The organism is Arthrobacter globiformis, assembly GCF_030815865.1.
Classification (GTDB): Bacteria; Actinomycetota; Actinomycetes; order Actinomycetales; family Micrococcaceae; genus Arthrobacter; species Arthrobacter globiformis_B.
In genome coordinates this window covers 4,724,952-4,744,880 of record NZ_JAUSXI010000001.1, presented here as the reverse complement: position 1 = coordinate 4,744,880, position 19,929 = coordinate 4,724,952, and the positions used below count along the sequence as shown (strand labels likewise).

Genomic DNA, 19,929 nt, shown 5'->3' with positions numbered 1-19,929 from the left:
GCGCGGGAAGGCTTTTCAAACGATTCGGCCCCAAATGGCGGGTGAGGTTTGCCACACACCCCTCCAGCGCGAACGGACACTTGAGGCCCTTAGGAAGCGCTTCCCAAAGGCCCCAAGTGTCCGTTCGCGCAAAGGTGGTGCTGGCGGCCGGGTTAGCCGATGAGCGCCAGGACCGAACCGGCGGTAACCACTTCGCCGGCCCCGGCCGCGACGCCGGACAGGACGCCGCCGCGGTGGGCGGGAACGCTGGTCTCCATCTTCATCGCCTCCAGGACCACCACCGGATCGCCGGCGGTCACGTCGGCACCAGGTTCCACGAGCCACTTCACCACGGTGCCGCTCATGGCGGCGCGGAGTTCTGCGGGGTGGGAGGCGCCGGACCCGCCGTCGGGGGATTCACCGTCGGACGGGCCAACGGCGGACCCCAGTCCGCCGGGAAGTGCCTGGCCTGAGCGGGCCCAGCCATCCAGCAGGTCAGCGGGGAGCCCGACGGCGAGCCGGCGGCCGTCCAGGTCCACGGTGATGGTGCGCCGGCGGCCTTCGGGACCGGTGGGACTGAAATCAGGATCGGCCGGGATCTGGTCGGCGAAGTCCGTCTCGATCCACCGGGTGTGGACGTCCAGGCCGGTTTCCGAAGTGAAGTCCTGCGCCTCCACCACCGCGCGGTGGAACGGCAGGACCGTGGCCACTCCGCCGATGCTGATCTCGGCAAGGGCGCGGCGGGCACGCCGCAGGGCCTGCTGGCGGTCCGCTCCGGTGACGATCAGCTTGGCCAGCAGGGAGTCGAACTGCGGTGCCACGAAGGAGCCGGAGCGGACTCCGGTGTCCAGCCGGATGCCGGGGCCGGTGGGTGCCGTGAACTCGGTGATGGTGCCGGGGGAGGGCAGGAAGCCGCGCCCCACGTCTTCGGCGTTGATCCTGAATTCAAACGCGTGGCCCCGCGGGGCGGGGTCCTCGGTGATGCGCAAGCGCTGACCGGCGGCGATCCGGAATTGTTCCTGGACCAGGTCGATCCCGGTGGTTTCCTCGGTGATGGGGTGTTCCACCTGCAGCCGCGTGTTCACCTCGAGGAAGGCGACGGTGCCGTCGGCGGCGACCAGGAACTCCACCGTGCCGGCACCGGAGTAGCCGGCTTCCCGGCAAACTGCCCTGGCGGCGTCGTAAATCTGGGCCCGCTGCCCATCGTTGAGGAACGGCGCCGGGGCCTCCTCCACCAGCTTCTGGTGGCGGCGCTGGAGGGAACAGTCCCGGGTTCCGACGACGATGACGTTGCCGTGCGTATCGGCCAGCACCTGCGCTTCGACGTGGCGCGGCCGGTCCAAGTAGCGCTCCACGAAGCATTCGCCGCGGCCGAATGCGGCCACCGCCTCGCGAACAGCGGAGTCGAAGGCCTCCTCCACCTCCTCCATGTTCCGGACCACCTTCAGGCCGCGCCCGCCGCCGCCGAACGCGGCCTTGATGGCAATGGGGAGCCCATGCTCCGCCGCGAAGGCGCGGGCCTCGGCGGCGGATTCCACCGGACCATCGCTGCCCGCCACGAGCGGCGCACCCGCGCGGACGGCGATCTCGCGCGCCGTGATCTTGTTGCCGAGCTGGCGGATCGCCGCCGGTGACGGCCCGATCCACGCGAGTCCGGCATCCAGTACTGCCTGGGCAAAATCCGCGTTCTCGGACAGGAAGCCGTACCCGGGATGGACAGCATCCGCCCCGGACGCGGCTGCGGCGCCGAGGAGCTTCTCGATGTTCAGGTAGGTGTCCGCCGGGGAGTTGCCGCCAAGGCTGAACGCCTCGTCCGCTGCGGCGACGTGCATGGCGTCCGCGTCGATGTCTGCATACACAGCCACGGAGGCCAGCTGTGCGTCGTCGCAGGCTCGGGCGATGCGGACTGCGATTTCACCGCGGTTGGCAATGAGGACCTTGTGCATCAGTTACTCGCTCTTCTCTCTGGAGTTTCTTCGGAGGTGCCGGCGGGGGCTGCAGTTTCGGGGGCGATGCGGAAGCGGATGCTGCCGCCGATCGGGACCTGGGCGGCCAGGTCGAGCTGGTGGTCCACCACCACGCCGATCACCGGGTACCCGCCGGTGATGGGATGGTCGGCGAGGAAGAGCACGGGCAGGCCTTCGGGCGGCATCTGGATGGCGCCGGCCACCGTTCCTTCGCTGGGAAGCTCACCGGCGCGGCTCCGCTCCAGGGGTGTTCCCTGCAGCCTCATGCCCACGCGGTTGGACTCAGGCTTGACCGTCCAGTCCTGCGCGCACAGTGAATCCAGGGCGGCCCGGTCGAACCAGTCCGCGCGCGGGCCCGGGACGATGTCCAGCACGGTGACCCCGCCGCTCGGATAGTCGGGCTGAATTTCCGGGCTGCCCACGACGCCGGACTCGGCCGCGCCGCCGGATGGCAGCAGCTGGCCGGCCGCCAGCGGCTTCGGTCCTATCCCGGACATAGTGTCCGTGGAGCGGCTGCCCAGCACTGGCGGGGCATCGATGCCGCCACGGACAGCTACATAGCTGCGGAAGCCGGCGTCGGGGGCACCGATGGTGAGGATTTCGCCGTCGAGGAGGGCGAACGGCGCGGCCACCGGGACGGTGCGCTGGCGCGCCCCTGCAGTGTTTTGTGCTTCGCCGTCCTGGGGGCCGCCGGTTTCCGTTTCGCTGGGGGAGGCCGACGGCGTCACGACAGTGAGTGCCGACGGCGCCCCCGCAACGGCCAGGACCTGGTCCCCGATGGCCTGGAGCCTGAGTCCGCCAGAGACGGTCTCGATGGCGGCGGCCGACGGAGCGTTCCCGACGAGGCGGTTAGCCCTGCGGAGCGAGGCCCGGTCCAGCGCACCAGCGGCGGAGACGCCAAGGGCTGAATGCCCCTGCCGGCCAAGGTCCTGGATTAGGCTGTGGATCCCGGGCGACAGGACACGAAGCCCGGAGGTGGTTTGCGGGACTTTCTGCAGGCTGTCTGTCTGTTGGCTGTCCGCTTCAGCTGCGCCTGATCCTTCCGTTGCCAGCTGGACCACGTCGCGGACGGCGCGGAACTGGACCCGGTGCCCGGGGCTGGCCAGGGCGGGTTCGGGGCGGTCGAGGTCCCACATTTTGGCTCCGGTGCGTCCGATAAGCTGCCAGCCTCCCGGCGACTTGCGCGGGTAGACGGCCGAGTAGTTGCCGGCCAGCGCCACCGATCCCGCCGGGACCGCCGTGCGCGGGGAACTGCGGCGCGGAACCTCCAGCGCCTGGTTCTGGCCCACCATGTACCCAAAGCCCGGTGCGAAGCCCGCGAAGGCAACGGTCCAGACCTGGTCCGTGTGGGCTGCAATCACGCCGTCGGCACCGAGGCCAGTCAGCTTCCCCACCTCGGCGAGATCCTCGCCGTCGTACACGGTGTCAATGACCACCAGACCGCCGGCCTGCTCCGCCGGTGCCGTGAGGTCCAGCTCCAGGAGGGCCTGCCCGATGCGCCGTGCGGCCGCGGGGGATTCGGCCCTGACCATGACGGTCTCGGCGGCGGCCAGGACATCCTGCTGGCCCGGAAACGGAGCCTCAAGGAGCGCGGCCTGCAGGGCCAGGACATCCTGCGTTCCGGAAACCTCGGCGAGGATGGTGCGCGTTCCCACCGGCCGCACCGCGCGGACCCTGCCGGGGCGGGCGGCACTCGAAGGCGGAGTGTTTGGTGGCGAGTCCCGTACGGGCTGGCCTGATAAGGGCATGTCAACAGTGTTTGCCATCGGGTCCTGAATCCGTCGTTTCATGCTAGGCGAACGCCTTGATGTTGATGCCGGCGGCGTCGAGCGCGCGCTTCACGGCCACGGCCATGGCCACCGCGCCAGGTGAATCCCCGTGGACGCACACCGATTCCGCATTGATCAACAGGTCCGAGCCATCGATCGCGGTGATGGCCTCCCCGGTGGTCATCCGCAGGACGCGGGCGGCAACCGCCTCCGGGTCCTCCAGGACGGAACCCGGCAGGGAGCGGGAGGTCAGCGTGCCGTCGGGGTTGTAGGCACGGTCCGCGAACGCCTCGGAGACGGCGCGGAGCCCCGCTGCCTCCGCGAGCCGCAGCACCTCGGATCCGGGCAGGCCAAGGATGGGCAGATCGGGATCCACCGCCTTCACTGCGTCCACCACGGCGCCTGCCTGCGCGGTGTTGTGGACGATCGCGTTGTACAGGCCGCCATGCGGCTTCACGTAGCAGACCCGGGTGCCGGCCGTCGCTGCCAATGCTTGCAGCGCGCCAATCTGGTAGACGACGTCGTCGGCCAATTCGCGCGGGTCGACCTCCATGTAGCGGCGGCCGAATCCGGCCAGATCGCGGTAGCCCACGTGGGCGCCGACCACCACGCCGGCCGTGGCCGCGGCCTCGCAGGTTGCCCGGATGACGCTGGGGTCCCCGGCGTGGAATCCGCAGGCGACGTTGGCGCTCGACACCGAGGCCATCATTGCTGCATCGTCTCCCAGGCTCCATCGCCCGAAGGATTCACCGACGTCACTGTTCAAATCAATTGCGTGCATTGTGACCCTCATCTCAACTCGTCCTTACACAAGGATGCACCCTTCGGCGAAAATGTTCAACAATTCAACAATCCCTTTGTGGTTGGTTCGTGTAAATTCGGTGTATGGCCACAGTCAATCCGAGTCCAGGCGTATCCCGGCTGCGCGTCGCCGTGCCCGCGGTGGCCACCCGCGTTGCGAGTGAGCTGCGGCTCCAAATTGCGGAAGGTGCGCTTCTTCCCGGGACGAAGCTGAAGGAAGAAGCACTCTCCGAGGAGCTCGGGGTCTCACGCAACACCGTGCGGGAGGCGTTTGCCGAGCTCGCCAGCGAGCGCCTGGTGGTCCGCCAGCCCAACCGTGGGGTCTTTGTTGCCAGCCTCGAGGTCAGCGACATCCATGACGTTTACGCCGTCCGGCGCGCCATTGAAGTCAGCGCGGTCCGCGGTGGCGGAAGTGCCGAAAGCATCGCCGCCGTCCGCGCGGCCGTGGAGGAAGGGAAGCGCGCCGCCGAGGCCGGCGACAGCGAGGGGCTGGGCAGCGCGAACGCGCATTTCCATGGTGCACTGGTGGCATTGGCCGGCAGTGAACGCCTGAATGTCATCATGTCGCAGGTGCTGGCCGAGATGCGGCTGTTCTTCCACAAGGCCTCCATTGACGGCGGTTTCTACCAGGACTACCTCGCGGACAATGACCAGATCTGCAGGGCCCTCGAAGCCGGGGATAATGACCTCGCAGCCGAGCGCCTCCTCTCCTACCTCGCCAGGTCCGAAGAGCACCAGACCGCTGTCCACGCGTCCTAGCTGACGCGTCCCACTGGGCTCATACAGCGCGAACGAACACTTGAGGCCCCAGGGAAACACTTCCCAGGGGCCTCAAGTGTCCGTTCGCGCTTTAACAAGGGCCGCAGGTGTCCGTTCGCGCATGAGTGGTGCAGCCCTTCCTGCCCCTTGACGGTGTGATCCAGGTCGCGTACATTGTTCAACAAGTTTGGATTGTTCTACATTTCCACAATCCAACAGAACGCTCCGCTTTCGGCGGCTGTCCGGGGGAAGCCGTCAACCAGCCTCTAGTGCCCGCGCCTGTCAACGTCGCAGGCCCGGGCGGGCTGGCCCACCAGCGCATCCGTAGCACAGCGGATGGCATCCACACTCTCCATGGAGGAACAAATGGCCAATCAATCCGCAATGGCCTCCCGGGGTCCCAGGCCCGCTGTCGGGCGTAAGGACATGTACAAAGCGTTCGCCGCCAGCCTCACCGGGACTGCACTGGAGTTCTACGACTTCGCGGTCTACTCCGCCGCGGCCGCCATCGTTTTCCCGCTGATCTTCTTCCCGGCCGCGGACCCCGTGACGGGCACCCTGCTGGCGTTCTCGACCTACGCGGTGGGCTACATTTCCCGGCCCGTCGGCGGCATCATTTTCGGCCGGCTCGGCGACGAGATCGGCCGCAAGAAGATCCTGGTCATCACGCTGATGCTGATCGGCGTCGCCACCTTCCTCATCGGCCTGCTGCCTACCTATGGCAACATCGGCATCATGGCCCCGGCCATCCTCGTTTTCCTGCGGTTCGCGCAGGGCGTCGGCGTGGGCGGCGAGTGGGGCGGCGCGGTCCTGCTGTCCAGTGAATTCGGTGACCCCAACCGCCGCGGCTTCTGGGCCTCGGCGGCGCAGATCGGTCCGCCCGCCGGCAACCTGATGGCCAACGGTGCGCTCGCCGTCCTCACGCTCACCCTGTCCGAACAGGCCTTCCTGGACTACGGCTGGCGCATTGCGTTCCTGATCTCGGCCCTGCTGGTGGCGTTCGGGCTGTGGATCCGCCTCAAGCTCGAGGACACCCCCATCTTCAAGGCCATGGAAGCCCGGGGCGACAAGCCCAAGGCCCCGATCAGGGAAGTCCTCAGCACGCAGCGCCGTCCGCTCCTTGCTGCGATGCTCAGCCGCATCGGCCCGGATGTCACCTACGCTTTGTGCACGGTCTTTACCCTGACGTACGGCATCCAGGAACTGGGCTTCGACCGCGGCCAGGTGCTCGTGGCGGTGCTGGTCGGTTCCGGCCTGCAGCTGTTCACTATGCCGCTCGCGGGCGCCATCTCTGACCGGATCAACCGGCGCCTTGTCTACGGCATCGCGGCAGTGGCTGCCGCTGTCTGGGCCTACCTGTTCTTCATCGTCCTCGACGGCCGCTCCCCGGTGATGCTCGTGGTGGGAACCGTGCTCGGTCTGCTCTGCCATTCCTTCATGTACGGCCCGCAGGCCGCGTTCGTCGTCGAGCAGTTCACGCCGCGGCTGCGCTCCACCGGCAGTTCGCTGGCCTACACCTTCGCAGGCATTATCGGCGGCGCCATCGCACCGTTCATGTTCACCCTGCTGCAGAGCACCTTCCACAGCTGGGTCCCGGTAGCCATCTACCTCAGTGTCGCTTGCCTGCTGACACTCGTGGGGTTGGCCATCGGCCGGGACTCCAATGTCGCCGAGGACGAGGAATACCTGCAGGGGTCCACCGACCTTGTGGAGAGCGGCACCCGATGAACCAGGCGAACGCACTCGTGGCGCCGGCCGAGGCCCGCCGGCAGTTCCGCAACGGCCTGGTCACCCCGACCTCCGGCTGGAGCGACGGCTACACGCAAGCGAACCTCATCGCGGTGACGGCGGACTACGCCGAGGAGTTCCTCGAATTCTGCCGGCTCAACCCCCGGGCCTGCCCTGTCATCGACGTCATTCCGGCCGGGAAGTACGAGAGCTCCCTCGCCGCGGGTTCGGACATCCGGACCGACATCCCCGCCTACCGGGTTTGGGAGGACGGCGTCCTTTCCGCCGAGGTCCCCGACGCCACCCCGCTCTGGCGGGAGGACATGGTGGGCGTGCTGATCGGCTGCAGCTTCACCTTCGAAGCCGCCTTGGCCAGCGCGGGCATCCCGTTGCGCCACACCGAAATGGGGCGCAACGTGCCCATGTACCGCACCAGCGTCGAGTGCGCCCCGGCAGGACGGATCCACGGCCCCATGGTCGTCTCGATGCGCCCGATGCCGGCCGAACTGGTGGAAACCGCCATCAGCGTGACTGCGGAGGTGCCCAAGGTCCACGGCGCGCCGATCCATGTCGGGTCGCCGGAGGACCTGGGCATCACCGATATTTTCCGGCCCGATTTCGGGGATCCGGTGGACATTCGGCCGGGGGAAGTGCCGGTTTTCTGGGCCTGCGGAGTCACACCGCAGAGCGCGGTGATGGCATCCAGGCCGGCGTTCGCGATCAGCCACGCGCCCGGGCACATGTTCATCACGGATATTCCGGAAAGCTCCTACCGCGTGCCGGCAGGGAATTAGTCAAAGCGAAAGGCGGGGGATGGCCACCAAGGTGGCCCCGCCCCGCCGTCGTACTTCCCAGAAAACTGTCCGGCAGATCTAGAAACTCCGGGCGTTGGCCAGCACGGGCAGCTTTCCGCGGACGTCCGGGATGATGGCCGGGTCTATGTCCACCACGGCCAGTTCGGGTTCGCCGCCCAGCGTCACCAAGGGAGAACCCAGCGGGGAAATCACCGTGCTGCGGCCGATCCCGGTGGGCGCAGCGCCGGCGGATGGAAGCCCGAGGGTGGCCGGATCGCCCTGCCCGCAGGCAATCACAAACGTGGTGCTGTCCACGGCCCGGGCGCGGACCAGCAGGTCCCACTGCTCGGCCTTTCCTTCCCCGGCACCCCAGGACGCGCAGACGATGTTGATGGCGGCGCCGGCCCTCGCGTTGGCCGTGAACAGCGCCGGGAAGCGCACGTCGTAGCAGGTGGCCAGGCCGATGGCGGTGCCGTTGAGTTCGAAGGTCACCGGCGATGATCCCGCATCCACCGAATCGGACTCGGCAAAGCCGAACGCGTCGAAGAGGTGGATCTTGTCGTAGGCCGTGTCGATGCCAGGGCCGGTCACCAGCAGGGTGTTCCGCACCCGTCCGCCCTCCCCAGGCGTGAACATGCCGGCGACGACGGCGATGTCCAGATCCCTGGCAACGGCGCGTACGGCGGTGGCCCACGGCCCGTCCAGCGGTTCGGCGATATCCGCCAGCGGATTACCGAAGGCGCACATGGCCGCCTCGGGGAACACCACCAGTTCGGCGCCGGCCGCTTTGGCTTGGGTAGCGCAATCTCGGACCAGCCCCAGATTGGCCATGAGGTCGGCGCTGCTGACGATCTGGGCGACTGCTAAACGCATGAATTTGCTCTCTCTGTTGTATACCTGATGTATGCGAAAAAGTTCGGGGACAGCGGCGTCCGGCCGGGAGAAGGCGTATGAGTACCTGCGCGAGAACATCCTGACCGACCCGGAGATGCAGGGGCGCTTCCTCAACGAGCAGGAGTTGGCCGCCCAAATCGGTGTCTCGCGCACCCCGGTCCGGGAGGCCCTACTCCTGCTGGTCTCCGACGGGCTGGTGGAGCTGATCCCGCAGCGCGGGGCCTATGTTCCTCCGGTGACGGGCCGCGAAATTTCGGAACTGATGGAGCTGCGCGGCGTGCTGGAAAGCCACGCCGCCCGCCTGGTGATCGAACACCGGAGCGTGCCGGCAGGCAAGATGCGGGATACCCTCGACCAGCAGGCCAGGCTGCCCGAAAACCCCGGCGCCGAGGCCGCGCAGGAGTTCATCCGGCTGGATACGCTCTTCCACCAGCAGCTCATCGACGCCGCCGGCAACGAGCTCATCTCCCGGACCTACAGCAAGCTCCACGTCCGGCAGATCGTCGTCGGGGTTTCCGCCCTGTTCCGGACGGGAGGCCGGCGCCAGCAGGTGTGCTCCGAACACCAGGACATCCTCGATGCCCTGGTATCCGGAGACGCTGCGAAGGCGCAGGAGGCCATCGACCACCACCTGGCCGTCACCCGCGACATCCTGCTCCGCACCTGATGGAGTTTTTTTGTACAGATAATGGGACTTAGGAGCCCTTTAGCGCCCAATATCTGTACAAAACTCGGAACCGCTAGAGGGAATCGCCGACGCCGGACTGCTGGCGCGCTGAAGCGGAGCCTTCCAGAAGCAGCCGGTAGTCCAGGTCCTCGATGGTGTCGTTGTCCCGGCCGAGTGCCAGCCCCACCAGAGTCACGGCTGCTGCCACCGCCACGTAGATGGCCACCGGAATCCAGGTTCCGAACTCGGCGAGCAGCAGGGTGAACAGCAGGGGCGCGATGGCGCCGCCAATGACGCCGGCGAAGGTGTACGCCAGCGAGCTGCCCGTGGACCGGAGCCGGGGGGAGAACTGCTCCACAATGAAGGCGGCCTGCGGGCCGTACATGAAGGAGTGGGCCATGAGGCCGAGGACGATGCCGATGATCAGCATCGGCTGGTTGTTCCCGCCCAGGACGCCGAAGAAGATGAACGTCCAGACTGCGCCCACCACGGCTCCGACGCCGTAGACCAGGCGGCGGTTGAAGCGGTCGGAGACGGCGCCGGCCATCGGGATCATGAACAGCTGGAAGGCGGAGCCGACCAGGACGGCGGTCAGTACCTGGTTGCGCTCGTAGCCGAGGACTTGGATGCCGTAGGTGAGCGTGAAGACCGTGAACAAGGCATACAGCACGTCCGGGCCCACGCGGCAGAGAATGGCGGCGATGAGCGGGCGGAGCTCCTTGCTGAAGACTTCACGGACGGGGGCGTTAGGCTGCTCGCCGTGGGCCTCGATGGCCTTGAAGATCGGGGTATCCTCAAGGCGCAGACGGATCCAGAGGCCGAAGCCAACCAGCACTGCGGAGACCAGGAATGCGATGCGCCAGCCGAAGCTCAGGAATTGCTCCTCGGTGAGGGCGACGGTCAGGACGGCGAGCGCGCCGTTTGCCAGCAGGTTGCCGGCGGGCGGTCCCACCTGCGCGGCGGAAGCCCAGAATCCGCGGCGGTGCGGGTCGCCGTATTCACTGGAGAGCAGGACGGCGCCGCCCCATTCGCCGCCCACGCCCACGCCCTGCGCGAACCGCAGCAGGACCAGGATGACCCCGGCGGTGATTCCGATGCTGTCGTATCCGGGCAGCACGCCGATCAGCACCGTGGCCACGCCGATGATCATCAGCGTGATGACCAGGACTTTCTTGCGGCCGATGCGGTCTCCAAGCCGGCCGAAGATGATGCCGCCGACCGGGCGTGAAACGTAGCCCACGGCGTAGGTGGAGAAGGCGAGGATGGTCCCGGTCAGCGGATCGGACGCCGGGAAAAAGACGACAGGAAATACGACGGCGGCTGCCGCCGAGTAGACAGCAAAGTCGTACCACTCAAGCGCGGTGCCGGTGAGGCTGGCGGCAAAGGCCTTGAACAGGCCCTTGGGGTGAATCGTCGGGTGCGGCGCCGGGTGCGGATGCGGCGCGCCGCCGGAAGCCGGAACTGGGACGTTAGCCATGGTGTTGTCCTCCACGAGGTTCTTATGGTGACGCCTGTCACGCTGGCGTTAAATGTATACATTACGCATACTGGTTGTACATTGGCGACCGTTTCCGGTTTCCGATCTGTAAATTTCCGCGGCAGCACATGCAAAGGATGGATCCACGATGACGACTCTGAGCTTTGAACTACCCGATGGCCGCACGCAGGACGTGGAGGTCAAGCACCTCCTGAATGCCGGCTACGCAGGGCGTGAGCAGGATGAGGTCCAGGCCCACATTGCTGAGCTCGCTGAACTCGGTGTTCCGGGGCCCACCACGACTCCAGCCCTGTATCCAGTGTCCCCCTATCTGGCCCAGCAGGTATCGGAAGTCCGGGTCCAGCATGGGCGGACTTCCGGAGAGGCCGAATGGGCCATGGTCCTCACCGAGGAAGGGGTGCTGCTCACCGTCGCCTGCGACCATACGGACCGCGCGCTGGAGGTGCATGGCGTGGCCTGGAGCAAGAACGCCAGCCCGGATGTGCTGGGGCGCAAGGCGTGGCGGCTGGATGACGTGCGGGGCCACCTGGACCAGATCACGCTCAAGGCCTGGGTGGGGGAGGGTGACGCCCCCGATACCCTCATCCAGGACAGCTCCCTCGAGGCCCTGCTGACGCCGGACTACTGGCTGGACGTCCTTACAGAACGCGGCCTGAATACACCCGGAACCGTCCTCATCTCCGGCACCGTGGCCATGACCAGCGGCGTGGACCAGTTCGCCCGCAGCTGGAAGGTGGAGATGTCTGATCCGGTGGCCGGAAACTCCGTCGACGTCCAGTATGTCGTGGAACAGATGGCTGAACCGATCGGCTAAACGTTGCCTGCCGCAAAGGCAGGACGACGACGGCGGGGGCCTCCACCGTCGTAGTCCGCCTGTGATTTGGCGTGCTTAGGCGCGGCCCGCCTTAGGAGCGCTTGCCCCGGGGGCCGTTCCCGCCGGGACCTCGCCGCGTGCCCGCCGCTTCCGCACTGTCAGGTAGAGCCGGTGGGCGGTGATTACCAGGGCTAGCCACGCTGCGCCGAGTGCCCACGCGGCGAGGACGTCGGTGAGCCAGTGGTGGCCGAGGTACACCCTGCTCAAACCCATGGCCGCGGCGAAAACCGCGGCGCCCGCGCCGGCGAGAACGCGGCTGCGGGCCGTCTTCAGCCGCAGGATGATCAGGTAGACGACGATTCCCGCGAGCACCCCCGCATTCAGGGAATGGCCGCTGGGGAACGAGGCCGAGTGTTCGTAAGGCGGCACGGCGTCGCTGAGATCAGGCCGGGTCCGGCCGATCAGCCGCTTGCCCGCGATGGTCATCAGCAGGGAGCCCAGGCCTGCTGTGACAATGAGTATGACGGGGGTCCACGACCGCCGCCGGTAGGCCAGGGCGCCCATGACCGCCAAGGCCAGGATGGGCATGCCGATGGTTCCGCCTACGTCGGTGAAGGCCGTGATGGCGACATCCAGGCCGGGGGAGCGCACGCTCTTGCCGGCCGCCAGCACCGGATGGTCCAGGCCGGCCACCCCGGCGGCCTGGACCACCGACTCATACACCTCGGCAAAGGCTGCTGTGAGGACTGCGGCGATGACCGCTCCCACCATCAGCGTCAGGACCAGGGCGCCGTGCGGACCCAGGATTTGGCTGGTCCGCTGGACGGCCCCGACCAAAAGGCGGCCGAAGCGGCTTTGCCAGCGGGTGAGGTCCGTGCCGCCGACGGTTGTGTCCTGGCGGAGTTCGCCGTGCACGCCCGTCTGAGGCGTTCCCTGTTTATCGGTCGACGGGCTGCCTGTCAGGAGTCTGTGCGTCAACGGCTTGTCAGCCAGTGGTTCGTCAGACAATGCGTGGGTCCTGTCTCTCCTCGATAGCCGCGCGCGCAGCACCAGGGCATTTAGTAAGCAACCTTACTGGTTGCCTCCCAAGCCGTCCACGAGGACAGTCGTCCGCTTTCCTTGGCCGCTGTGGCGGCAGTGTTAGGCGCTCAGTTCGTCCGTACCATGATGGGCGTTGCCGGACATGGCGCGGGCGCGGCCCCGCTTTGGCCCGGTACGAGGACAGGAAGGTGGCGATGCGCCGTACGGCCTCGCGGATGTCGTCCACTGCGGGCAGGATGACGAACCTGAAGTGGTCCGTGGCGTGCCAGTGGAACGCCGTCCCGTGCGAGACCAGGATTTTCTGGTCCTGCAGCAGGTCGAGGACGAACTGCTCGTCGTCCACGAACGGGTACAGCTCCGGATCCAGCTTCGGAAACAGGTACATCGCACCGGCCGCCGGAACGCAGCTCACTCCCGGGATCTCGTTGAGCAGCCGGCAGGCAAGGTCACGCTGCTCCCGCAGCCGGCCGCCGGGCCGGATCAGGTCCGTTATGCTCTGGTAGCCGCCCAGCGACGTCTGAATGGCGTGCTGCGCGGGAACGTTGGGGCAGAGCCGAAGGGAGGCGAGCAGCTCCAGCGACTCCCGGTAGGCGGCGGTGGCCCAGCGGGGCCCGCAAACCGCCACCCAGCCGGCCCGGTAACCGGGCATCCGGTACGCCTTGGACAGGCCGGAGAAGGTCAGCACCGGAATATCCCGGGCCACGGAGGCCGTATGGATGTGGACGTTGTCCTCGAAGGTGATCTTCTCGTAGATCTCGTCGGAGAACAGCACCAGGTCATGGCGCCGGGCCACGTCGGCGAATCCCTCCAGGATGTGACGGGGATAGACGGCCCCGGTCGGGTTATTGGGGTTGATGAGCACGATGGCACGCGTGCGGTCGGTGATCTTCGCCTCGACGTCGGCCATGTCCGGCCACCAGTTGTTCTCCTCATCGCACGCGTAGTGCACGGCGCTGCCGCCGCAGAGCACGGTAGCGGCCGTCCACAGCGGATAGTCCGGTGACGGGATGAGGACCTCGTCGCCGTCTTCCAGGAAGGCCTGGAGCGTCATGGAAATGAGCTCGCTGACCCCGTTGCCGATGAAGATGTCCTCGACGCCGATCTCCATCAGGCCCTTGGTCTGGTAGTACTGCGAAATTGCTGTGCGGGCGGAGAAGATGCCCTTGGAGTCGCTGTAGCCCTGGGCCTCGCGCAGGTGGTGGATCATGTCCACCACGATGGACTCCGGCGCATGCAGGCCGAACGGCGCCGGATCCCCGAGGTTCATGCGCAGAATGCTGTGGCCTTCCGCCTCCATCTTCTTCGCCGCGTGCTGCACCGGACCCCTGAGGTCGTACCGGACATCTTGCAATCGGCTGGAATTCTGCATGGCGCGCATGAGGCATGTTTTCACAGCTGCGCCGCTCCGGACAACGTGAAGCGCCCTGCCTGCCGCGTGGCCGGCGTGAGCGACGCCCGCGCCCTCGCGGGGCTTTCCCGAATCAGCGGCCTTCCCTCTCTGACCGCAGCCGCTGGCGTTGCCGCGATCAGGGGGATTCACGTAGTTTCAGCATAGGAGTGCCCAGCACACGGCCAGAAGGAGAGTTGAGGATGTCCCTGTTTAAAGGACTTGTGAACGGAGCGCTCGCGGGCGCGGCGGGAACCACGGCGCTGAATGCCGTCAGCTACCTGGATATGGTGTGGCGGGGCCGGGCGGCGAGCACGACGCCCTCCGACTCAGTGGAGCGGCTGGCGGAACAGGCGGGTGTGACGATCCCGGGAACCGGGGCCCAGCGCGGGAACCGGGTGGAGGCCCTTGGCCCCCTGCTCGGGATCGCCACCGGCATGGGCCTCGGCGCTGTGCTGGGGGCGGCCGGGTCGCTGGGGGTGCGCACCGGGCCAGTCCGGTCGGTGGCAGTGGCCTCCGTGGCCGCCCTGCTCGTCTCGAACGTTCCCATGACCGCCCTGGGCGTGACTGATCCGCGGACCTGGAGTGCCGCGGATTGGGTCAGCGACATCGTGCCGCACGTAGCGTACGGCGCGGTCACGGGGCACCTGCTGGAGCACCTGCCCAAGTAGGTGGCTGTTTCCAAAGACACCGAAGCGCCTCAGGAGCCTGAGCACTCCCGGCCGGACAGCCGGAAGGCGCGCTGGGGCACCCGCTGGGCCACCGTCGTCGCCGTCCTCCAGCGACTGCTGTACGTGGCCATCACGGGCGCCGTGGGCTGGGCCGTCTACTTCTTCCTGCTCGCCCGGCTGGCCAGGGGACCGGAGCAGGTGTGGGTATTCCTCCCCGTCTGGCTGATTGCGGCCTACGCCTTCCTGCCCCGCGTCCACAAGATCCTCAGCAGCCTGTACCTGCCGAATTACTTCATCGGGCGTACCCGCACCGGCGACGGCGTGCTGGGCGATCCGGTCAACCTCGCGGTCATCGGCCCGGCGGACGAGCTCCGCACCGCGATGCTCAGGGCAGGGTGGATCGAGGCCGACCCCGTCACCCCGGCCAGCGCCTGGCGCACCCTCACCGCGACGCTTCTGGGCCGGAGCTATCCGCAGTCGCCGGTCAGTGCCCTGTACGTCTTCGGCAACAAGCAGGACATGGCGTTCCAGCGGGAAATCGACGGCAACCCGCGCAAGCGGCACCATGTGCGGTTCTGGAAATGCCCGGACGGCTGGATGCTCCCCGGCGGGTTCGCCGTCGACTGGGTGGGTGCCGGAACGTACGACAAAAGCGTGGGACTCTCGCTCTTCACGTTCCAGATCACGCACAAAATCGCCGACGGGACCGACGAGGAGCGCGACTTCATCATCGGCACGCTCAAGACGGCCAACGCCGTGGAATCGGTGCACGTGATCCGGCATTTCTCCTCCGGGTACCACCACCACAACGGCGGCGGAGACAGCATCCGCACGGACGGGCACCTGCCCATCATCGACCTCCTGCCGCCCGGCCAGGCCGACCCGACACGGCCATTTTGATCAGGTCAGTACAGCCGGAAGCTGCAGCGCCGTGCTGGGGCGGGAGGACGACGGCGGGACGCACCAGCCGTCGTCCTCTTTCCTTTGGCACAATTTTCATTAGGCGCAAAGGCCGTGGGAATTGGGCAACGGAGGAGAAGGACGGCATGAACAAGGCGATCATCAAATGCCCCCACTGCGGGCAGGCCAACCGCGTGCCCGCAGCTGCTGAGGGCCGGCCGCGCTGCGGAACATGCCGCCGCGATCTGCCCTGGGTGGTGGAGGCGGGCGACGACGACTTCACCGCCATCGCCGAACAGTCCCGCGTGCCCGTGCTGGTGGACTTCTGGGCGGTGTGGTGCGGACCCTGCCGCATGGTGAGCCCGGTCCTTGACCAGCTCGCGCATGAGCGGGCGGGCGAAGTGAAGCTCGTAAAAGTTGATGTGGACAAGGCACCCCGCCTGGCCGCACGCTTCGCCATCCAGGCGGTCCCGACACTGATGGTGCTCGTGGATGGAAATATCGTGGCGCGCCAGGCAGGCGCGGCGCCGGCCCCTGTTTTGGACCGCTGGCTGAAGGAGGCCCTCGCATGAGTGGCACGGACCTTCCCGCCGTGGCCTGGAATGGACGGACGCCGACGAGATTGTTTTCGAACGGGTCCGGGTGGTCTGGCCGGCCGAGCTGGCGGACCCGGCCTTAGGGGCAGCCGGGTCCACTCGTTAGGGCCCGGTCTCAGATGGTCCGCGAAGCCTTCGCCAAGTTCTCGGTGAGCTCGGCCGCGTTCTGCCGGACCACGTAGGCCGGACGGTCGCGCTCGACGCGCCAGCTGTCGGACAGGGGCCCGATGGTCACGGTGTCGAAGCCGAACTCGTCGTAGAGCCTCGTGACCAGCTCGCTTGCCTCAGGATAGTCACTGGCCGTGGCTAGCGCGCGGCGGTTCGCTGTGCCCGGCGGGGTGCCGTCCGAGGTGATCTGCTTGGCCATAATGTGGTTGAAGCCCTTGGCCACCTTGGACTCCGGAAGGTGTTCCTGCAGCAGGCCGGACGTGGTGGCTTGCCCGTTGTCCAGCGCCGGGAAGTGGCCGTCCCGCTCCCAGTAGTAGTTGTTGGTATCGATCACGATCTTTCCGGCCAGCGGCTCCACGGGGATGTCCCGGTAGCTCTTGAGCGGAACGGTGACGACGGCGAAGTCGCCCGCTGCTGCAGCCTCCGCCGTCGTGGCTGCCTTTGCCCGCGGTCCCAGCTCCGCAACAAGCGCGGCCAGCGTCTCCGGCCCCCGCGAATTGCTGATGACCACGTCATAGCCGAGCGCGGCAGCCTTCCGTGCGACCTGGCTTCCAATGTGTCCTGCACCGATGATTCCGATTGTTGTCATGCCCGGCGCAACAGCCGGCAGCCGGCAAGTATTTCGCACATTACGCCAGACGACTTACGCCAGACGGCTTACGCCAGACGACGGCGGATGGCCGAAGGCCCGCGAGTGCCCAAGTAGCGGCCGCCGCGCAAATTCGAGTACCTGCTACAGATGCCGTTCCACGTGTCAGCCCATAGGGTTGAAGTATTGGGTGGTGGAAAGTGTGCCGGCACAAGCAATTGCTGGCACACCCTGGGCTGGGACGGCCGCCACGGTTGTTGTCGGACCGGCCGGTCCTCCCCGGCTGACTCGGCACGTCAGTGATCGCCGGATCAGTTAGCCAAAGGGCCCGGAAAGCCTCGGCTGACGGCCGGCAATCACGGTTGAGTACACCATCCGGCCTAAAGTTGCCGCCCCACCTGCGAGGGCCCCATGAAGATTCCGAGGTCTGAACTTCCCGTCATCACGGCGGCTGTGAACACGGCCCCTGTGAAGGCGGTCCCCGACCAACCATCCGGGCCGGCCGCAACGGCCGGTCCCCGCACAACTGCGACAATTCCGGCCTCGCCCGTGCAAGGGCCGGCTGCCGCCGCCCCAAGCGGTGCCGGCGCGCGGCCGCAAAGCGACGAGGTCGCCCCCGTTCCGGCGCGTGCGAATATCGGCAACTGGCCCGATCCCATGTGAGCCGGGTCCAAGCGGACACTGCCCGCGGACGACGGCGGGAGGCCCCGCCGTCGTCGTTCTGGCCCGTACCTGCCTACAGCTGTCTGCCCAGAAACGCTTCCCTTGACGCAACGCTCCGTTGAAGAGTCCGGCACGCGCCGGAATACTGGAAACGGGACAATGTCCGGCGGCAGGGGCGGTGAAAAGGTGACGGGTTCAGCAGCAGGCGGCGACTTCAGGCGGAAGGTGGAGCGCGCGGCCGAACTCCGCGCCCTCCGGTCCTCCGGCGGGACAGCGGCGGAGGACGCGGAGCTGTCCGCCGCGGAGGCGGAACTGCGGGAAAAGCGTCGGAAGGTCAGCGATGCGGCCCGGGCCGATTATCTGATCCGGGACGCGATGGCGCAGGGAAAATTCGACAACCTGGAATACTCCGGCAAACCGATCCCCGGGCTGGGCGAAGGCTACGACCCCGACTGGTGGGTCAAGGGCCTCATCCAGCGCGAGCACCTGAGCGGCCTGGGACCAAAGGCGATCCTGCTGCGCACCGAGGACGCGGAGCTGGACGCCACGTTGGACGACCAGTACACGGAAAAGCAGGTGCGTGACAAGGTTGAGGACTTCAATGCCCGCGTCGTCGACGCCCGCCGGCAGCTGCAGGGAGGGCCGCCCGTGGTCACGAAAACACGTGACGCCGACGCCGAGGTGCAGCGGTGGCGCGAGCGGCGGGCGGCGGCGGCCGCGGCCGCACCGGAACCTGCCGCGGAAGCCAAACCGCCGTGGTGGCGGCGCCTGCGCAACCGCTCCTCCTAAAGCCACATCAGGTGGCACGATAAGGGAATGGTGGCTGTTCTGCTGGGCTGGAACCCGGGTGTAGGTGATACCTGGCCGGGCTATTCGCGGGTCGTGGATGAGCTGGGCGCTGCCGGCGTGCACCGGCGGGTGTGGCCCACCGGAACCGGAGCCCAGCCGGTGCCGGGAGCGGACGCGTGGCTCGTTTTGCATGGAAAGACAGGCGGCGGGCTCATTGGCCACGGCGTTGTCGCCTCCGTACCGTATCTTGCTGGCGCCACAACCTGCGTTGACGTGGACTTTGATGTGCTGCTGCCGCTTGGAGACCAGATTCCGGTGGACATCCTGGCCGCCCGTGCTCCGCTGACGGACTGGGCTGCTGCCGCGACGGGCGCGTGCCAACCGGTTCCGGAGGAGCAGGCACGCGCCATCCGCGAGCTTTGGGCTGAGTGCCGGCCGGCCGATGAGATCGATCCGGTCCTTCCGGTGCCCGGCACCCTGCCGCAGGATGCCCTGACCCGGGTGTGCGTGAACCGGTACGAACGCAACCCGCACGCGCGGCGCATCTGCCTGGCGCACCACGGAACCTCATGTGCCGTTTGCGGGTTTTCGTTTGAGGCCGCGTACGGCCCGGAGGGCGCAGGCTTCATCCATGTCCATCATTTGGTGCCGGCTGCCCAGCTGGGGCCGGGCTACGAGCTGGATCCTGTGGGGGACCTTGTCCCGCTGTGCCCCAACTGCCACGCCATGGCGCACAGGCGCCGGATCCCCTACACCGTGGCGGAACTCCGGGCCATGAGGTCCCGCGCCGGGTACATCAGCGGATCAGTCGTTTCCCAGCAGGAGATGGACGCCCAAGCCGACGCCCGCCGCATCCTGGGCAGCACCTGAACCGCGCCATGGGCAGCACTGTCCTGGCTAGGGGGACCTCAGCCAGTCCCGGTTGAAGTCGGGATGGTCACTATAGGGGACTGCCAGCGCATTGAGCGACAGGGTGGTCCATTCCAGGGCCTGCGGAATCCACTCGGTCTCGTCGCCGAAGGGATCGCTCACGAGCGTGGCCAGGGCGGTCTGCCTGGCCGCCTCGACGATGCCGATCAGGCGCCGCTTGGCTTCGCACTCCAGGAGCAGGCGGCGTTCGTACCACTTGCCCGATTCCGACGTCGTGCGGTCGCCGATCAGCTTGCGCGCCACGGCCTCGTCTTCGGCGATGCGCGCGGACAGGAACTCCACAATGTCCACTGTCTGAGAGTACGCCCGCCGCAATGCCGGCACAGGGCGCTAGACAGCGGCGCGAAGATCCCCAGCGGGGCTGAGGTCCAAGGCGGTGCTGAGGTCTGCCGGGGACAGCGGCAGGTAGTAGGCGGAGCGGTAACGGGTGCGGTCGCCGGTCACCACCCAGGCCGATCCCTTCCGGGACACGAAAGCGCTTGGTCAGGACCGTCCGGTCGTGATGGATGAGGTGGTCCAGAACAT

Annotated in this window: 19 protein-coding genes; 10 read left to right on the top strand and 9 right to left on the bottom strand. The window is 67.4% G+C overall.

The features are described from left to right. Positions 1–152: 152 nt before the first annotated feature. From QFZ33_RS22150 to QFZ33_RS22140, 3 genes are read right to left on the bottom strand one after another with little or no spacing between them, the layout of a single operon-like run. Positions 153–1,925, bottom strand: a complete 1,773-nt coding sequence (locus QFZ33_RS22150; protein WP_307031020.1) for an acetyl/propionyl/methylcrotonyl-CoA carboxylase subunit alpha — start codon at positions 1,923–1,925, stop codon at positions 153–155. After that, positions 1,925–3,694: a carboxyltransferase domain-containing protein gene (locus QFZ33_RS22145; RefSeq protein WP_307031019.1), complete on the bottom strand. Its 1,770-nt coding sequence runs from the start codon at positions 3,692–3,694 to the stop codon at positions 1,925–1,927. Before QFZ33_RS22145 ends, QFZ33_RS22150 begins: the two co-directional genes overlap by 1 nt. 43 nt (positions 3,695–3,737) lie before the next feature. Next, positions 3,738–4,496: a LamB/YcsF family protein gene (locus QFZ33_RS22140; RefSeq protein WP_307031954.1), complete on the bottom strand. Its 759-nt coding sequence runs from the start codon at positions 4,494–4,496 to the stop codon at positions 3,738–3,740. A gap of 104 nt (positions 4,497–4,600) precedes the next feature. Here QFZ33_RS22140 and QFZ33_RS22135 point away from each other — a divergent pair, with 104 nt between their 5' ends. The 3 genes from QFZ33_RS22135 (at position 4,601) to QFZ33_RS22125 (ending at position 7,797) form a co-directional block, all read left to right on the top strand. After that, positions 4,601–5,275, top strand: coding sequence for a GntR family transcriptional regulator (locus QFZ33_RS22135; RefSeq protein WP_307031017.1), 675 nt, complete (start codon positions 4,601–4,603; stop codon positions 5,273–5,275). Between the two features lie 366 nt (positions 5,276–5,641). Further along, on the top strand, positions 5,642–7,003 hold the full coding sequence (locus QFZ33_RS22130; protein ID WP_373427316.1) for an MFS transporter: 1,362 nt from the start codon (positions 5,642–5,644) through the stop codon (positions 7,001–7,003). Continuing rightward, on the top strand, positions 7,000–7,797 hold the full coding sequence (locus QFZ33_RS22125; protein WP_307031015.1) for a putative hydro-lyase: 798 nt from the start codon (positions 7,000–7,002) through the stop codon (positions 7,795–7,797). The genes QFZ33_RS22130 and QFZ33_RS22125 overlap by 4 nt, the downstream gene beginning before the upstream one ends. Before the next feature lie 78 nt (positions 7,798–7,875). Here QFZ33_RS22125 and QFZ33_RS22120 read toward each other — a convergent pair whose 3' ends face one another. Beyond that, positions 7,876–8,670 carry a carbon-nitrogen hydrolase family protein gene (locus QFZ33_RS22120; protein ID WP_307031014.1) on the bottom strand — a complete coding sequence of 265 codons (795 nt, stop codon included), beginning with the start codon at positions 8,668–8,670 and terminating at the stop codon, positions 7,876–7,878. A 31-nt stretch (positions 8,671–8,701) separates the two neighbouring features. Here QFZ33_RS22120 and QFZ33_RS22115 point away from each other — a divergent pair, with 31 nt between their 5' ends. Continuing rightward, complete coding sequence (locus QFZ33_RS22115; RefSeq protein ID WP_307031012.1) at positions 8,702–9,358, top strand: GntR family transcriptional regulator; 657 nt, start codon at positions 8,702–8,704, stop codon at positions 9,356–9,358. Between the two features lie 73 nt (positions 9,359–9,431). On the opposite strand, the gene QFZ33_RS22110 is transcribed toward QFZ33_RS22115, so the two are convergent. After that, positions 9,432–10,835, bottom strand: coding sequence for an MFS transporter (locus tag QFZ33_RS22110; protein WP_307031010.1), 1,404 nt, complete (start codon positions 10,833–10,835; stop codon positions 9,432–9,434). Positions 10,836–10,983: 148 nt separating this feature from the next. Here QFZ33_RS22110 and QFZ33_RS22105 point away from each other — a divergent pair, with 148 nt between their 5' ends. Next, on the top strand, positions 10,984–11,670 hold the full coding sequence (locus QFZ33_RS22105; RefSeq protein WP_307031009.1) for a DUF2848 domain-containing protein: 687 nt from the start codon (positions 10,984–10,986) through the stop codon (positions 11,668–11,670). A 75-nt stretch (positions 11,671–11,745) separates the two neighbouring features. Here the strand turns inward: QFZ33_RS22105 and QFZ33_RS22100 are convergent, their stop codons facing one another. Together QFZ33_RS22100 and QFZ33_RS22095 are read right to left on the bottom strand one after the other, a co-directional pair. Continuing rightward, entirely contained in the window at positions 11,746–12,678 is a 933-nt protein-coding gene (locus QFZ33_RS22100; protein WP_307031007.1) for a phosphatase PAP2 family protein, read from the bottom strand. Then, positions 12,671–14,089: a pyridoxal phosphate-dependent aminotransferase gene (locus QFZ33_RS22095; protein ID WP_307031005.1), complete on the bottom strand. Its 1,419-nt coding sequence runs from the start codon at positions 14,087–14,089 to the stop codon at positions 12,671–12,673. The genes QFZ33_RS22100 and QFZ33_RS22095 overlap by 8 nt, the downstream gene beginning before the upstream one ends. A 212-nt stretch (positions 14,090–14,301) precedes the next feature. Between QFZ33_RS22095 and QFZ33_RS22090 the strand changes: the two genes are divergently transcribed. From QFZ33_RS22090 to trxA, 3 genes are all read left to right on the top strand, one after another. Further along, on the top strand, positions 14,302–14,769 hold the full coding sequence (locus QFZ33_RS22090) for a hypothetical protein (protein WP_307031003.1): 468 nt from the start codon (positions 14,302–14,304) through the stop codon (positions 14,767–14,769). Further along, on the top strand, positions 14,770–15,669 hold the full coding sequence (locus tag QFZ33_RS22085; protein ID WP_307031001.1) for an LssY C-terminal domain-containing protein: 900 nt from the start codon (positions 14,770–14,772) through the stop codon (positions 15,667–15,669). A gap of 146 nt (positions 15,670–15,815) precedes the next feature. Beyond that, complete coding sequence (trxA, locus tag QFZ33_RS22080; RefSeq protein WP_307030999.1) at positions 15,816–16,241, top strand: thioredoxin; 426 nt, start codon at positions 15,816–15,818, stop codon at positions 16,239–16,241. Positions 16,242–16,380: 139 nt separating this feature from the next. Here the strand turns inward: trxA and QFZ33_RS22075 are convergent, their stop codons facing one another. Beyond that, positions 16,381–17,022, bottom strand: coding sequence for an NADPH-dependent F420 reductase (locus QFZ33_RS22075; RefSeq protein ID WP_307030996.1), 642 nt, complete (start codon positions 17,020–17,022; stop codon positions 16,381–16,383). A gap of 822 nt (positions 17,023–17,844) precedes the next feature. Between QFZ33_RS22075 and QFZ33_RS22070 the strand changes: the two genes are divergently transcribed. After that, positions 17,845–18,474 carry a DnaJ family domain-containing protein gene (locus tag QFZ33_RS22070; protein ID WP_307030994.1) on the top strand — a complete coding sequence of 210 codons (630 nt, stop codon included), beginning with the start codon at positions 17,845–17,847 and terminating at the stop codon, positions 18,472–18,474. A 27-nt stretch (positions 18,475–18,501) separates the two neighbouring features. Continuing rightward, positions 18,502–19,344 carry an HNH endonuclease gene (locus QFZ33_RS22065; RefSeq protein WP_307030992.1) on the top strand — a complete coding sequence of 281 codons (843 nt, stop codon included), beginning with the start codon at positions 18,502–18,504 and terminating at the stop codon, positions 19,342–19,344. A gap of 27 nt (positions 19,345–19,371) precedes the next feature. Here the strand turns inward: QFZ33_RS22065 and QFZ33_RS22060 are convergent, their stop codons facing one another. Continuing rightward, on the bottom strand, positions 19,372–19,647 hold the full coding sequence (locus QFZ33_RS22060; protein WP_307030990.1) for a DUF6221 family protein: 276 nt from the start codon (positions 19,645–19,647) through the stop codon (positions 19,372–19,374). Between the last annotated feature and the right edge of the window lie 282 nt (positions 19,648–19,929).